This window comes from Nitrospina gracilis Nb-211 (genome assembly GCF_021845525.1).
Classification (GTDB): Bacteria; Nitrospinota; Nitrospinia; order Nitrospinales; family Nitrospinaceae; genus Nitrospina; species Nitrospina gracilis_A.
Map to the genome: position 1 here is coordinate 2,274,339 of NZ_JAKJKD010000001.1, position 15,121 is coordinate 2,289,459.

Annotated in this window: 11 protein-coding genes; 2 read left to right on the top strand and 9 right to left on the bottom strand. The window is 58.8% G+C overall.

All coding sequences use genetic code 11. The features are described 5' to 3' along the window. Window positions 1–60 precede the first annotated feature (60 nt). The gene (locus J2S31_RS10785; RefSeq protein ID WP_237099095.1) at window positions 61–894 is read right to left on the bottom strand and encodes an MBL fold metallo-hydrolase; all 834 of its coding nucleotides are present in this window, start codon (window positions 892–894) and stop codon (window positions 61–63) included. A gap of 15 nt (window positions 895–909) precedes the next feature. Continuing rightward, a complete protein-coding gene (locus J2S31_RS10790) occupies window positions 910–2,958 on the bottom strand; it encodes a methyltransferase domain-containing protein (protein WP_237099096.1) in 2,049 nt (682 codons plus the stop codon). A 416-nt stretch (window positions 2,959–3,374) separates the two neighbouring features. Between J2S31_RS10790 and J2S31_RS10795 the strand changes: the two genes are divergently transcribed. Together J2S31_RS10795 and J2S31_RS10800 are read left to right on the top strand one after the other, a co-directional pair. Then, window positions 3,375–4,148: an ADP-ribosylglycohydrolase family protein gene (locus J2S31_RS10795; RefSeq protein ID WP_237099097.1), complete on the top strand. Its 774-nt coding sequence runs from the start codon at window positions 3,375–3,377 to the stop codon at window positions 4,146–4,148. 147 nt (window positions 4,149–4,295) lie between these two features. Then, window positions 4,296–5,750 (top strand): pentapeptide repeat-containing protein, encoded by a 1,455-nt coding sequence (locus J2S31_RS10800; RefSeq protein WP_237099098.1) that lies wholly within the window; start codon window positions 4,296–4,298, stop codon window positions 5,748–5,750. A 138-nt stretch (window positions 5,751–5,888) separates the two neighbouring features. On the opposite strand, the gene J2S31_RS10805 is transcribed toward J2S31_RS10800, so the two are convergent. The 7 genes from J2S31_RS10805 to J2S31_RS10835 all read right to left on the bottom strand — a co-directional run bounded on the left by J2S31_RS10805 (window position 5,889) and on the right by J2S31_RS10835 (window position 14,892). Further along, a complete protein-coding gene (locus J2S31_RS10805) occupies window positions 5,889–7,070 on the bottom strand; it encodes a KamA family radical SAM protein (RefSeq protein WP_237099099.1) in 1,182 nt (393 codons plus the stop codon). An 814-nt stretch (window positions 7,071–7,884) separates the two neighbouring features. After that, window positions 7,885–9,081: a glycine C-acetyltransferase gene (gene kbl / locus J2S31_RS10810; protein WP_237099100.1), complete on the bottom strand. Its 1,197-nt coding sequence runs from the start codon at window positions 9,079–9,081 to the stop codon at window positions 7,885–7,887. Window positions 9,082–9,119: 38 nt separating this feature from the next. After that, window positions 9,120–10,277, bottom strand: coding sequence for a zinc-binding dehydrogenase (locus tag J2S31_RS10815; RefSeq protein ID WP_237099101.1), 1,158 nt, complete (start codon window positions 10,275–10,277; stop codon window positions 9,120–9,122). 88 nt (window positions 10,278–10,365) lie between these two features. Further along, window positions 10,366–11,847, bottom strand: a complete 1,482-nt coding sequence (locus J2S31_RS10820; protein WP_237099102.1) for an AAA family ATPase — start codon at window positions 11,845–11,847, stop codon at window positions 10,366–10,368. Between the two features lie 17 nt (window positions 11,848–11,864). Continuing rightward, the gene (locus tag J2S31_RS10825) at window positions 11,865–13,817 is read right to left on the bottom strand and encodes a hypothetical protein (RefSeq protein ID WP_237099103.1); all 1,953 of its coding nucleotides are present in this window, start codon (window positions 13,815–13,817) and stop codon (window positions 11,865–11,867) included. A 127-nt stretch (window positions 13,818–13,944) separates the two neighbouring features. Further along, window positions 13,945–14,472: a sirohydrochlorin chelatase gene (locus J2S31_RS10830; RefSeq protein WP_237099104.1), complete on the bottom strand. Its 528-nt coding sequence runs from the start codon at window positions 14,470–14,472 to the stop codon at window positions 13,945–13,947. 9 nt (window positions 14,473–14,481) lie between these two features. Beyond that, entirely contained in the window at window positions 14,482–14,892 is a 411-nt protein-coding gene (locus tag J2S31_RS10835) for a pentapeptide repeat-containing protein (RefSeq protein WP_237099105.1), read from the bottom strand. Between the last annotated feature and the right edge of the window lie 229 nt (window positions 14,893–15,121).

Below are 15,121 nucleotides of genomic sequence, written 5' to 3' on the forward strand. Positions count from 1 at the left end.
TTCAAGCAAACTGTGGACGCGACAGGCTCCGCGGGAAGGTGTTGGAGGCCGGAACCCGGTTCACACTTTTCCCCGGAAAAATGGATTGTGGCGCTTTTCCTCGCCGACCGTGGTGGCGGGACCGTGCCCCGGGTGCAGGCGGGTGGCGTCCGGGTAAGTAAACAGACGCTGGGTGATCGACCGGTACAGTCCCGGCCACGAGGAGTTGGCGCGGCCCATCGACCCGGCAAAGATGCAGTCGCCGGAGAAAATGGTGTCGTGAATTCGGTACGACACTCCGCCCGCCGTATGACCGGGAGTGAACACCACTTCCACCTTCATATTCCCCACTTCCAGCACGTCGCCGTCTTCGACAAACCGGAGATCGCGACTGCCGCGCGGCCTCAATTCATTTTCATGAATGAACGCGGGGCAGGCGAAGGCGCGGTCCAGCTTGTCGAGTCCCCCGGCATGGTCCGGGTGCGCGTGGGTGAGCAGAATCTTCGCCGGTTTGAGCTTCTGCTCCTTCGCTTTCTGGATGATGGCGTCGGGGCTGGCACCGGTGTCCACCACTGCGGACTCGCCGGTTTCGGGGCAACGGATGAGGTAGCATTTCACCGGGTACAGGCCCATGTACACATTGAGGCAGATGAGGTCCAGCGCCGGATCGTCCTGCGGCGGTGCGGGCGACCAGGCCTCGTGCGCGATGGCGCGGAGCGCGGCGGCGTCGAGATCCAGCGCCTTCGCCAACACACCGATCTCCGCATCCGCCGGGACCTGCTCGTAGCGTTCCATTTTCTGGATGGCGTGCAGGGAAATGCCGGTGGCGGCGGCCAGGTCTTTCGGTGACCAGTTTTTGCCGTCGCGGGCTTTTTCGAGAATGTCCCCGAGTTCGTCTTCAAGGGGTGAAGGCATACGATCCCGTATCGTTCAGGCGCGAGCGGTTTCCTTACGCAGAAAATAAAATGCGCCGAGATACATGATCATGGAGAGGAGGTAGAGCGGTTTGGTGCCCAGCAACATGGCGTTGTATTCCATGAGGCCTCCCAGCACGGCGCCGAGCACATTATACCCCAAAGCCAGTGCCGCCGCATGCCGCGTCTGGAACACCATCGCAAACAGAATGCTGGAAAAGAAAATCGGCAGGGCCACGAGCAGGCTTCCCACCAGCCATTGCAAGGACAACGGCAGAGCTAAAAGGGTTTCCACCGGGGTCAGGTAGCTGGCCAACAGGGTGGCCATCAGCAGGCCGAACTGGAGATTCCGGTTCTGCAGCCAGTTACGGATCACCATCAGGTTGGCGAACAGCACCATCACCAGGATGGAGGAAAACACCAATACGTTGACCAGCCATGTCGAACCGAACAGCAACGACATCTCGGTGACGCTTTTGGTTTCCAGCAGAAGGAACCCCGCACCCAACAGGAGCAACGCCCAGTCCGGGCGCCGCTTGACATGCGTCCCTCCCGCACCCCACCAAACCAGCGCCAGCGAAAAAACCAGGATGAACACGCCGACACTGAAGTAATGACCCGGCACCTTGGGCTCCTGCAGGTACAGGTAGGGCCAGTTGTCGGTCGGGATATGGTATTTCGCGATCAACTCCCCATCGGGACCGATGGGCACGTTGAAGCTTTTTTGAAAGGCAGGGAGGGCTGGATCATCCCAGAAGCTGTCATCTATTTGATCCGACCATCCCGCCACAAACGTAAAGTTGAACAGGTGCGCGGGTTGAATGTGCCGCATGAGCGGTTGCTCGCGGAACACTTCCATCAATGTGGTGTAAATTTTCTCCGCGATGAAAAATTTGCCGGACAGGTGATAAAGGATCAGCACACCGCCCGGCTTGAGGTGATCGCGGATGGACTCGAACGATTCCCGCGTGTACACGTAGTTGTCCAGGCGCACGGATGACATGCTGGACAAAAGCGTCTGGCTGTCCAGCGTGCCGAGCACGATGACGTCGTATTTTTCCCGGCTCTTTTTCAGGAACGCCCGCGCGTCGTCGTTGTACAACGTCACCCGCGGGTCCGCGTATGGTTTCTGGTAATGATGCTGTTTGCCGAGGCGCAGAATTTCGCGGTCGATCTCCACCGCATCCACATGCTTCGCACCCTGGCGCAGGGCGATGGCCACATCGTTACCCGTTCCCGCACCCAGCACCAGCACCCGGTCCACCGACCTGGCAAAGTGGTAGGGCGCCATGAAGTCCTGCATCGCCCTGCGGTTGTAAGGGGACCGCGCCACCGATTTGTCGGAAAAGTTCAGCGCATGCTGATGAAACGAGCCGTTGACGGACAGATCCAAATGATCTTCGTTCACGGAATAGTTGATCTTGTAATAAGGCGACCAGATTTCCCCGCCATTTTTCTCATGGTGTCCCAGGTTGTATACCAGGAACAGCACCACCGGCAGACACAGGGTGGAAACCAGCGCCCGGCGGCTGTCCACGCACAAGGCGGCAAAATAGAGTGAGCCGAAAGAAAACCAGACGACCGGCGGCATCGACAACCAACTGAACAGCGAAAACACCGCAAGCCCCAACAGACTGCCCAGAATGTTGATGGAATACGCGATCAACGGCCTGAACCGGTCGAACTCACGCGCGATGCCCGATCCCAGCGGAACGAACACCATCGTGGACAATATGAACACGGCGAACACCACCGGTTCCATGCCCCAGGTCTGCACCGCTTTGGCAGGTTTCACCACGGTGGTCCACAAATATTCCCCCTGCGCCTGCGGCACCTGAACCCAGACGTTGGAAAAAAACTGCACCGCCGCGATCAGCACCAGAAGCAACGGGGCGAAACCGATGACCGTGGTGCGGCCGCGCGCCTGGAGAATCATCCCCACGCCCATGCCGAGAAATGCGGAGATCAACACCAGGTTGATGAAATAGGAAACCACCTGCACATGCGCCGGAATGAAGCGGATCAGCGCCACTTCAAAAAACAGCAGAAGGAAACTGAAGCCCAAAAGCCGGAATGCCGACCAGACGGGAAATACGGCCTGCTCGGGGGCGGTCCGGCGAACGGGCGGGGCCGATGTCCTGGTGAATGTGTCCAAACGAGTATCCAAATGAGGGTGGAAAGTTTTTTCCAGAATAAGGGCAAGGCGTTCGACTGGCAAACACATTTTCCCCGGCTTTCCATCTTTTTAATGCATCGAAACCACTGAATTTTAACACCTTTCCCTCGTTCGGCGAAAAACCATGATTTTCCCTGCAATAGAAAAACGCGGGCGATGCCCCCTCCTGCCGCTCCGCTTCTCCCCAACACGCCTTGCCAATTCGCAAGGGAGTGGTATAACGACGGCATCATCCGGCCCGGGCATTCCGGCGAGGAATCCATGTTTCCCTCCACGGGCCACAACGTATATCTGGAGAGCCCCGCATGCTGGGCGCAATTGCAGGCGATATCATCGGGTCCCGGTTCGAGCACGCTCCCATCAAAACCGTCGAGTTCGAACTGTTCACCGGTGCCTCGTGCTTCACCGACGACACCGTGTTGACCGTCGCCGTGGCCGACGGCATCTACAACGGAGTCGGCTACGCGGACATGCTGAAGGCGTATTTCCGCCGCTATCCCAACGCCGGGTACGGCGGCGGCTTTCTGCAATGGGCGCAGTCCGACAGCACGGAACCCTACAACAGCTGGGGCAACGGCTCGGCCATGCGGGTCAGCCCCATCGGATTCGCTTTCGATTCGCTCGAAGAGGTTTTGCGGGAAGCGGAGAAAAGCGCGGCGGTGACGCACAATCACCCGGAAGGCATCAAAGGCGCGCAGGCCACGGCCCTGGCCGTCTTCCTCGCGCGCACGGGGGTGAATAAAGACGCACTGGCCGCGGAGGTCGCATCGCGCTTCGGTTACGACCTGAGCACGCCGCTCGATGTCCTGCGGCGCGATCACGCCTTCGACGTCTCCTGCCAGGGCACGGTGCCGCCCGCCCTGCGCGCGTTTCTCGAATCGGTGGATTTCGAAGACGCCGTGCGCAGGGCCATCTCGCTGGGCGGCGACAGCGACACCCTTGCCTGCATCGCCGGCGGCATCGCCCACGCATTTTACCGTCAGATCCCCGATCGTATCGTGGACGCGGTGCTGGAGAGGCTGGACTCCCCCCTGCGGCGCGTCGTCACCCTTTTCTGCAACCGTTATGGCTGTCTTTAGCCGGTTTGAAGGGCTCCGGATTTTTTTCAAAACCCGTACTTGCGTTTACCCCGGTCCTCATATATGTTTTTGACTTGTTTTTCTCTCGGAAACCCCAAATCCTCAAATTCCGCGGGTTTCCGTTCGCATTGAAACGGGAAGGGCGCCATGGCCGATCTGACACGTGAAGAAGTCGAAGAAATCCTGAACCAGTTGAAAGAAGTCCGCGAACGCGAAGCCGAGGAAGCGGAAAGCAACAAAGGCAAGGCTCAGGAGGAACCCGCCGAGGAAGAAGCGGAAGCCGGAAACGAGGACGGACAAAACGAAGAATCCGAAGACGGAGAAACCGCCACCGCAGAAGCGAAAGAAAAAGGGGAAGAACCGGAAGAAGAGAAAGAAGACATCCCCCACCTGCGTGACCTGGACCTCTCCGGACTCGATCTGTCCAATCTCATTTTCTACGGCGCGGACATCCGCAACTCCAAACTGGTGGGGACGAACCTGACGGACTCCGACCTCTCGGACTGTGTGCTGGACCAGGCGGATTTGACCAAGGCGGACCTGACCGACAGCATCCTCAACGACACGAGGATGACGCAGGCCAACCTGACCGATGCGGTGCTGGAACGGGCGGACATGCGCCGTGCGGTTCTGCGCGAATCCACCCTCATCCGCGCCAACCTGAACGACGCCAAACTGATCAAGGCCGACTTTTCGAAAACCGTGACCACCGCCGCCAAACTGACGGGAGCGGACCTCTCCCGCTCCAGCTTCAAGCAGGCGGATTTGACGGACACCGACCTCTCTGATGCGAAGCTCAGTATCGGTGTGTTTTTCGAAGCGAATTTCACCAACGCCCAGCTCACCCGCGCGGAAATCAAGGGGGCGAAACTGCACGGCGCGCTGTTTCAGGACACGAAGATGATGCGGGTCGATTGCACCAACGCGGACCTGACCGAAGCGAAGATGATCCGCGCGGAAGTGGCGCGGGCCCGATTCAACGGAGCCATCATGCGTCGCGCCAATCTGGAAGGCTCCAACCTGAGCGAATGCATCCTCGATATCGCCGACCTCAACAACGCCATCCTGAACGACGTGAAGCTCGACGGCGCGCACATGAACCGCACCAAGCTCAACGACTCCAAACTGCGCGGCGCGGTCCTCCGCGGCGTCAACCTGAGCCGCGCCAAGCTCGGGAAAGCGGACCTCACGGACAGCGACCTGAGCGACGCCAACCTGGAAGGCACGGACCTCACAGGAGCCCAGCTGGACGGCTCCGACCTGAGCCGGGCAAACCTGAAAGAAGCGGTGCTGGAAAAGGCCTCACTCAAAAACGCCGCGCTCGTCGGGGCGGACTTGCGCAAGGCCAAACTGAAAGGCTGTGTGCTGGAAGGCGCGGACCTGGCGGGGGCGAGACTGCGTCATGCGTCGCTGGTCAAAGCCGCGCTCAAAGGCGCGGACCTCCACCGCACCGAACTCGATGAAGCGGATTTTTCCAACGCCGACCTGCGAGGCGCCAACCTCACCGGCGCGAAGCTGTGGGGCGCGAACCTCACGCAGACCAACCTTGAAGGCGCGAAAACCGAGCACGCCGATTTCACCGACGCCAAGGGGTACAAGTAAGACCGGCGACATCCGCCACCTGCCTTCCCTGCCCTCCAGGCGTCCGTTCCCGTTTTATATTTCCGTGCAAAAAAAAACGCCCCGCAACCATTTCATCTCGAAACGGTGCGAGGCGTGTTGTTGCTTCTCTGCGCACGGCTAGGCGAACTCGAAATCCAAGACGGGTTCCTGCCTCAACGCCCGTTCTTCTTCCAGAATGTAGTCGTCCACCAGTTCATGGTAATCGTCGAACCAGAACGCTTCCGGATTGCGCCTGTACACCATGAAGCGCGAACTGTTCCGGTTCTCCGCCGCACGCTGATACTTGAAGTAGATGTTGCGCGCCGACAGGCCGATGATTTCGATTTTGCCCGTGCTGTGCGACATCACGAAGCGCGCCCGCTTGGCGAGGCCGGAGCCGCGCATGCGGGCCAGTTCGAAAATCTCGTATGCCTTTTCGATCGGCAGGGTGTATGGACGGTTGCCCAGCGTTGGCCGGCAATGGAACACGTAGTACGGCGGCACGCCCATGAATGACAACCGGTTCATCAGTTCGCTCAGGATCTGCGGATCGTCGTTGACCCCCGCAATCATCGGCGTCTGGTTGACGACGATGGCCCCGGACCTCATCAGGAAATTCAGTCCGCGCACCGCTTCTTCCGTCAGCTCGCGCGGGTGATTGAAATGCGCCATCACATAAATGCGCTTCTCCGGCAGGCTGTATTTTTCGAACATGGCCCGCAGGGAATCGTCGTTGTAAATGCGCATGGGATTGAACGCCGGAATTTTCGTACCGATGCGGATGATCTTCACGTGATCGATCTCCCGCACCTGCCGGATGATCGGCTCCAGCTTGGATGTGGACATGATCAGCGGGTCGCCGCCTGTCAACAGGACATTATTGATCTCCGGATGCTCGCGGATGTAAGCCAGGCCCTCGGAGATGTCCTTGGTGACTTCGTCATTTTCGTCCATGAACAGCCGCTTGCGGAAACAGAACCGACAGTAGGCCGCGCAGACTTCGTTCACCAGAAGCAACGCGGTGGAATCGTACTTGTGTTCGATGCCGTGGGCCACGGTATAGGACTCTTCGTCCGAGGCGTCCAGCCGTCCCCATTCATTCAATTCGCTGACGTCGGGGATCACGATTTTGCGGATGGGATCGTCCGGATCGTCCCAGTCGATCAGCGATTGGTAGTACTCGTTGGTCCGGAAAATGAACTGCTCGCTGACCGGCTCCAGCGCCTTTATGTTTTCCTGGCTCAACTCCGGGATTTGTCCCAGTTTCGTCAGGTATTTCGGCTTCTTGTCGCCACCCTTGTATTGAGACTTCTGAAACATGCCAACACCCCCTTTAATATCTGCTGCGAGGCCTTCCGGCAAAATTCGTAGCAAAGGTGATTCCTTTCAAAGAGCAAAACTTCCCCGAGGGTTTTACTCTTCTGCAACTCAATTTTCAGCTAAGGATTATTCAAATGAAACCAGGGTTCGGCTTCAATGGCGAATCCAATGAATCATTGGACCGGGGATGGAATGGTTCCCTCTTCAAAAATCAAAACTCAATTTTTGAATTTATGTAAAAAGAGAAAATATGATTATCAAATTTATGAGGGTCGATCAACCTCTAATTGGTTTCGATTCACCCCAAACAATTTGAACTGTGCTTTCTTACATTTTCTCACAATTGCAAATGGTCGAGTGATTTTATGAAAAATAAAACTTTGCACAAAAAAAAATTTCTCATTCATTCCCGTTGAAACTTTGCAATGAATCGCAAAGGCACAAAAAAAATTTTTAACAAAGATTTTTTCTTCACATTTCTATTTTGGGAATTGGATGAGCGGAACCCCGCTTCACTTGTCAATACAACGTCCTTAGTTTCCGGAATCGCCATTAGCCCAATCAAACGGCAGGGTTAACCGGGTACCGCAAAGCCATACCCCGGTCCGGGCCGGAATCAATTTACCCCCAGGTTCGGGATTCCCGGGTTTTCCCGCAAAAATCGGTGGATCTATCTTTTGCCACAAAAGCGAAAGTAAGGCGAAATAAAAAGGGCCGCCAGAGTTTTCCGGTCAAGACTCAAACCCAAAAACAACATACTAGAAAACAATCAAAGAGAATGTCAGCGAAGAAGGGGGAGTTCTCCCACAGGCTGTCAGCCCGAGGACAGAACCGACAGAGATTCGCCCACTTTGCGGAAAGCCTCCACCGCCCGGTCAAGGTCTTCGGTCTCGTGAGCCGCTGAAATTTGCAGGCGTATCCGCGCTTCGCCCTTCGGCACCACGGGGTAACTGAAGCCGATCACGTAGATGCCCTCCTTCAGCAGAGCGTCGGCCATCTGGTGCGCCAGACGGGCCTCGCCCAGCATGATGGGGATGATGGGATGCTCGCCGGGCTTGATGGCGAACCCGGCCTGGGCGATGCGCTCCCGGAAATAGCGGGTGTTGGCCGCGAGCTTTTTAACCAGATTTTGATTAGCGTCGATGAAATCAATCACTTTCGAGGTGACGGCGGCAATCACCGGCGACAGCGAGTTGGAAAACAGGTACGGCCGCGAACGTTGCCGCAACAGGTCCACCACTTCCCTGCGGGCGGCGGTGAATCCGCCGGACGCCCCGCCCAGCGCCTTGCCGAAAGTCGAGGTGACGATCCCCACCCTGCTCATAACATCGCCATATTCAATGCTTCCGCGTCCGGTCGGGCCGAAGAACCCGGTGGCGTGGCTGTCGTCCACCATCACCGTCGCGCCGTAACGGTCGGCCAGATCGCATAAATCCTTCAACCGTGCCACATCTCCGTCCATGCTGAACACGCCGTCGGTGGCGATGAGCTTGAACCGGTATTTTTCCGCCGCCTTTTTCAGACGCGTCTCCAGGTGATCCATGTCGCTGTGGCCGTAACGGAAGCGCATGGCCTTACACAGGCGGGTGCCGTCGATGATGCTGGCGTGGTTGAGCCGGTCGCTGAACAGCGCGTCCTTTTCCGTCAGCAGAGTCTCGAACAGGCCGGTGTTGGCGTCGAAGCACGACGAATAAAGGATTGTGTCCTCCATGCCCAGGAACCGGGAAACCTTGCTTTCCAATTCTTTATGGACTTCATGCGTGCCGCAGATGAAGCGCACCGAGGCCATGCCGTAGCCGTACCGGTCGAGCGCCTCCTTACCGGCGGCGATCAACTCCGGGTGGTTGGCGAGCCCCAGATAGTTGTTGGCGCAGAAGTTCAGCACCTCGCCTTCGCGGGTGCGGATGTGCGCGTGCTGGGAGGATAACAGGGTGCGTTCCTCTTTATATAACCCCGCCTCGCGGATGTCCTGCAACTCCTGCCGGATGAATTCGAGATGCTTGCTGTCCATATGCGCGTCGCCTCCTTACGATTGAGGAACGGGGTCGGTCAGAACCGGAAAATGATCTTCGGATGTTCCTGAATGGCGCCTTCAAACGCGTCGCGATCGAAGGAATGAAACGGGAACAACGTTCCTTTCCCCTTATTCAGGATCACCTCGTAAATTTTATCCTGCAGGTCGTGGCCTTTGGACATCAACAGGTTGCTCATGGTGTACCAGGTCTGGAACACCTCGCGGCCGACGATGCCATGCAGGGTTTTGCCGTGCATGATGATCTGCTGGTAGTCGGTCAGGGTGAAATCCCCCGCCGACAGGCCGAACAGGATGACGTCGCCTCCAGCGCGGGTGGCGGCAATGGCGGTGTTGAGGGCACGGTTGCTCCCGGACATCTCGAACGCCACGTCCACCCCGGCGCCGAAACAGTCGTCTCGGATGCGCTGGGCGATGTCCGTGTCGGGTCCCGTCTCCCCTGCCTCGACGGTCTTGTCCACCGCCAGCGTCCGGTCCACGCCCAGCCTCTCGGCCAGCTTGAGATTTTTTTCGTTGGGATCGACGCCGATAATGTGGGTCGCGCCCATCGCCCGCGCCACCAGGATGGTGAACAGGCCGATGGTGCCGCACCCGAAAATGGCCACCGTACGCCCGCGCAGGTCCACCCGGCTGCACGCATGCACCGCATTGCCCAATGGGTCCTGAATCGCCGCCACCTCCGGCCGGATGCGGTCGGTGTCCACCCGCCACAGCTCCTTGGCCGGGAGCTTGATGTAGTCGGCGAAACAGCCATCGGTGGAGATGCCGATGATCAAATGGTCGGCGCATACGTGCTGGTCGCCAATCTTGCACTGGTGGCAGCGTCCGCAGAAGATGTGGGATTCAGTCGAAACCGTATCGCCCGCCTTGTACCCATAATGATTGGCGGCGTAGGACCCGGCCTCCACCACTTCGCCCAGCAGTTCATGGCCCATGATGCGGTAATGCCGGCCTTCCCGGTGCATCGAGTCGAAAATCATGTCGCGGAACGACTTGCGAAACCAGATGCCCTTGTCGGTGCCGCAAAATCCGGCAAACCGGGGTTTGATGATGACCTTGCCACCGTCATCGGGGCACTTGCGTTCGTCGAGCGACGGTTCACTCACGTCGGTGAACGTCATGCCGCGGGTGGTTTCCCAGTCTTTTTTCTGGATGTCGAGAATGAGGGCTTTCACAGGGTGCTCCCAAAAAGGTTACATATTTTAATATGGGAACTGACGACGACGGGCGCAAACGAATTACAGGGTTGGGAAACGCGGAGTTTCAGGAAGCGGGACGCGCCCGGTGCCGCGCCCAGTCGCGCAGGTACTGAACCTTTTCCTTCATCGTCACCGCCAGGGGCACGGTCCGGCCGATCTCCTCAGCCACATCTTCGGTGGTGAACTCGCGGTTTCCGGCAAACGCACGGTACATGGCGGAGAGGATCGCCTGTTCGATCTCCGCGCCGCTGAACTGCTCCGACGCCTTCGCCAGCGCCGCGATGTCGAATTTTTTCGGATCGCGTTTTTTGAGGCGGATGTGGATTTCGAAAATCTTCGCGCGCTCGGCTTCTTTCGGCAGGTCGATGAAGAAAATTTCGTCGAAGCGGCCCTTGCGCAACAGCTCCGGCGGCAGGTCCTCGACGTTGTTGGCGGTGGCGATGACGAACACGGGCTTCGTCTTCTCCTGCATCCACGTCAGGAACGTGGCGAAGATACGCGCCGTGGTGCCGCTGTCCACCGACCCGGAACTCTGGATGCCGGAGAAGCCTTTTTCGATTTCGTCCAGCCACAAAATCGTCGGGCTCATGGCCTCGGCCTGGTGGATCGCCTTTCGCATGTTGTCCTCGGAGGAACCGATGAACGAATCGAAAATCTTGCCGACGTCGAGGCGCAATAAGGGCAGGTTCCATTCGGCGGCGATAGCCTTGGCGGCGAGGCTTTTGCCGCACCCCTGCACGCCCAGCATCAGCAGACCTTTCGGCTCCGGCAGGCCATAGTCGCGCGCCTTCACACTGAAGGCGCGGCCGCGCTCACCAAGCCAGCTTTTCAGTTTGTCGAGACCGCCCACCTCGCTGAGTTGCGTCGAGAGGCCGATGAAATCGAGGATGCCGCTTTTGCGGATCAACTGCTTTTTCTCTTCGATGATGGAGGGCAGATCGTCCCAGCCGAACTGCCGCCCGGTGATGAGCGCCTTGGCGAACACGTTCTCGGCTTCGTTGCGCGTAAGACCCAGCGTCGCCTGCACCACTTTTTCCAGCAACTCCGGCGGCAGGTCGATCTTCACCTTGTCGCTGTCGCGGTACGGCGCGAGCAGTTGGTTGAGTATGGCGGTCAGGTCCTTCGCGTCGGGAAGCGGCAGGTCAAACACGGTGATGTCCTTTTCCAGTTCCGGCGGAATCTTCATCACCGGCGACACCAGCACCACCGTCTTGTAACTTTTCTTGAGGTTGGTGATGAGGTCGCGCAGGCGGCGCACAACAATTTCCTTTTCCAGGAACGGATGAAAATCGCGGAGCACGAAGATGGCTTTTTTGTCCGACGCCTCGATGTGTTTGAGGATGGACTCGGGGTCATTGAAAGTCTGGCCGCCGGCCTTCGAAGGCACGAGTCCCTGCGACAGGCTCCACACGAACAACTCTTTGCGGCTCGACCGCGCGATCTCTTGCAGGATCTCCCCGGCGCGCGCCTCTTCCGAAGTCACCAGGTACAGCAAAGGGTACCGGGCGCGGATGGACAGGGACATGTCTTCCTTGAGTCGTTTCATGGCGTCTCCCGAGTCGATTAAAATTCAAGATAGCCGGAGCGGTCTTCCAGATCCGCCGCGTCCGCGATCAATTGATGATAATGGCACTGTTTGGCGTCCAGCACCACCAGCCGGTTGGTGCCGGGGCTGGCGGCGAGGGTCTTCACGGTGGCGCCGCAATGGATTTTCCACACCAGCTCCCCCGCCGGCACGTTGTAACACGAAACCGCATCGCGTGCCGGCGCCAACTCCAGCAAACCATCGCCGTGCTGGGTGAGTGCCGAACGCGAAGAATGAAGCGTCGCGTCTTGCGGCTGGTAGCCGAGTTTTTCAAACACGAACGCGTGTTTGCCCGTACCGCGGAACACGGCGAAGCGCGGCAGGAGGTCGATGCCGCCCACCGCCTCCGGCAGGGAGAATTTCCAGTCGCGCTCGCCCTTTAAGTTGAAGCGGTGGCACCCGCCGTCGCGGCACCCCAGGTACAGGCCGGACTCGTCCAGCGCCCAGGCATCGATGGGCGCGTTCAGGCGGAGGCGTTTCCCCTTCATCGTTTTCAGGTCCAGCAGGATCGCCACCGCCGGCGACGTGTGAAAGGCCGCCATGCGACTGCGCTGGTGCAACAGAATACGGCGGATAGGCAGGTTGAAGTCGTGCGAGCCTTTCCTGTTGCCGCTTCCGGAATAAAACCCCACCCAGCCGCTGGCGTCGTACGTCATGAAAGCCGCGCCTTCGGGATCGATCCCCACCGCTTTCAGCGGGTAATGATAAAATCCAATCTGCGTCTCCTTGCCGGTTGCCGTGTCCAGCACCCACAGTTCGTTCTCACTCCAGAAAAACGCGCGTTCGCCGGAGCTGGAAAGCCGGGCGTGGTCCATGCCCGTCATGAAGGTTTGCGACAACCGCTCCCGGCCCGTATCATCGAGCAGGCGGAAGTCCTTGCGCCCACCCATCAGAAACCGTTTGCCGTCGGCGGACAGGGACAGCACCGGGTCGCCGTGCGCGAGTGACGGCGGCACCTTCTGCTTCCATATCTCTTTTTTGTCCGACACCTCGCTGAAACTGGTGAGTTCCAGGTAATCGGTGCGCGCCTCCGTGTCCTTCACGAATTTGTAGCAGGAAAGCACGCCGGTTTCCTCGAACACCAGCACCCGGTCGCCCTTGCGATCCACGAACAGCGCTTCCACCGCGTTGTCGAGTTTCGTCTGCCACACCACCTGCGCCTCACGGTCCACCATGTATACCACCTGGAACGGATCGGACAAAAGCAGGTAGTCGCCGTTGCCGCTGACATCGATGTGGTCCACCATGCGGTCGAGGTCGATATGACGCAGGGTGCGCGCCTCGCCATCAAAGATGTACACCCCCTTGTCAAAACAGCAGATGGCGAGCGCGTCACCGGAGTCGCTCGCCACGATTTCCGACGGACGGTCGCGGCCGAGATCGATCGCCGCCGGGCAGTTGACCAGCCACAGGTTGGCGCCGTGACTGGTGTACAGGCCGAGCGAGATCTGGTTGTGCACGATCCAGAACTGGTCCTTTTGCCCGACGGCACGCACCACCCGGCGCGGCGTTGGCAGAGGCAGGCGCTGGTGGATGCGGCCGGAGCCGTCGAGCTTCAGTGTCTCCGCCTTCCAGCCCCACAGGTAAAAGAAACCGCCCTTCGCTTCCACCGAGGTCCATACCGCGTCGTAATCCTGGCGGAACGTCTGCCTGCCCGAAAAATCGAATCCCGTAAGGTGACTATACTCATCCAGCACCGCCACGCGTTTTTTGACGGGCAACAACCGCACCTGCCTGACGGGCCGACCGACGTTCGCATCCCACTGAATGTGGCCGTTGGCGTCGAGCAGTTGCACGTGGCCACCCTCGAAGCCGAGCGCCAGCCAGTGGGAGACGCCGTCGTAGTCGGCACAGGTGACATCCCCCTGCACTTCCAGCGCCCACAGGCGGACACCGGATTTTCTGGTTTGCGATTGTGAGCGTGGCGGCACGGCGTGCGTGATGGGATTAAAGTAATGGTCACGAATTCAAGGGGGTATCAAAGCCCCTCCATCCAATGTAACGAATTTACCGGATTTTTAAAGCCGGAAATGGCGATCGAGGAGGAGCCGTGAAGGTTCAGCGGGAAGGCGGTTCCGGCAAAAATCCATTCAGATGATCCGCCAGCAACCCGGCGAGGGTATCGAGATCGAACGGCCAGGCGTATTGCAGAATGAGGTCGGGAAACTGACTGCGCAGAGTGGTGAGAAGTGCCGGAATTTCCCGTTCCGAGTGGGAGCCGCCCGGGGTGAACATGGTGGGCACAACGGTGACGTGGGTGAACTCCGCCTCAACCAGTTTTTCGACCGCTTCCAGCACCGTGGGCGCGCAGAATTCGTTGTACGCCACCACCAGTTTGGCCGGGGCCACGCGCGGCTCCAATTTCCCGGCCAGCCGTTGCAGGCCGTGGTGATACGGATCGTTCTCCGGCGTGCGCGGCCAGTTGCGGATCTGCCGGTCGAGGTCCATCTCCTCCGCCGTTGGCGGCTGGCCCGTGCCCTTGCGCTCGCCCTCCAGCCGTTTGAGCCGCGAAACCCAGTCCGGCGGGCAGTCTTTAGGCAGGCCTCCGTGCCCCACCAGCACCACCGCGCGTTTCGCTTCCGTCATCGCACACCCTCACTCTTTTTCGCAACATTCGAACTGGTCGTCGGACACCCATTCGATGTGGATGTTGTCCGGCAGGCGCGTGTCCCGGTCCAAATACGCCAGTTCGAGCTGATCACACGTCAGGTTGGTGGCGCCGCTCAGGTCCGCACCGTTCAGGTACGAGTCCTCGAACTCGACGTCTTCCAGGTTGGCATTTTTAAGGATGGCTTCGCTGAGCACGGCCCCTGTGAGGTCGGCCCCACTCAGGTCCGCACCGGTGAGATCGGCGCAGATGAGATAAGAAAAACTCAGGTCCGCGCCCTGCAACTGGGCGTGATCCAGCTTGGCCTTCATCAGCTTGCGGTTGCTCAGGTCGGCTCCCGCCAGCTCGTTTTTGGTTTTCTCAATTTTGACTTTGAATTCAATCCATTCCGGCAACATGATTTCAATCGAATCTGTAATGGTTTAAAGGGGGTGCAGGCGAAACCAGATCAATGTATTCTTGAATCCGCCCGCTTGTCAACCGGATGCGGATCTTTTCCAGCCGGCCTCGCATCGAAACCCGGCCCGGCAAGCATGATACCGACCCCTGCATTAAAAGCCGCGTTTTCTCCGGCTTTCGACAACTCCACATTTTTAACCAAATTTGTCTTTCTAGGGCAATGCAAAT

Bases quoted from the DNA above. Each gene is read 5' to 3' on its own strand.
- J2S31_RS10785 (WP_237099095.1), bottom strand. From the start codon at position 894: ATGCCTTCACCCCTTGAAGACGAACTCGGGGACATTCTCGAAAAAGCC.
- J2S31_RS10795 (WP_237099097.1), top strand. From the start codon at position 3,375: ATGCTGGGCGCAATTGCAGGCGATATCATCGGGTCCCGGTTCGAGCAC.
- J2S31_RS10800 (WP_237099098.1), top strand. From the start codon at position 4,296: ATGGCCGATCTGACACGTGAAGAAGTCGAAGAAATCCTGAACCAGTTG.
- J2S31_RS10805 (WP_237099099.1), bottom strand. From the start codon at position 7,070: ATGTTTCAGAAGTCTCAATACAAGGGTGGCGACAAGAAGCCGAAATAC.
- kbl (WP_237099100.1), bottom strand. From the start codon at position 9,081: ATGGACAGCAAGCATCTCGAATTCATCCGGCAGGAGTTGCAGGACATC.
- J2S31_RS10820 (WP_237099102.1), bottom strand. From the start codon at position 11,847: ATGAAACGACTCAAGGAAGACATGTCCCTGTCCATCCGCGCCCGGTAC.
- J2S31_RS10830 (WP_237099104.1), bottom strand. From the start codon at position 14,472: ATGACGGAAGCGAAACGCGCGGTGGTGCTGGTGGGGCACGGAGGCCTG.
- J2S31_RS10835 (WP_237099105.1), bottom strand. From the start codon at position 14,892: ATGTTGCCGGAATGGATTGAATTCAAAGTCAAAATTGAGAAAACCAAA.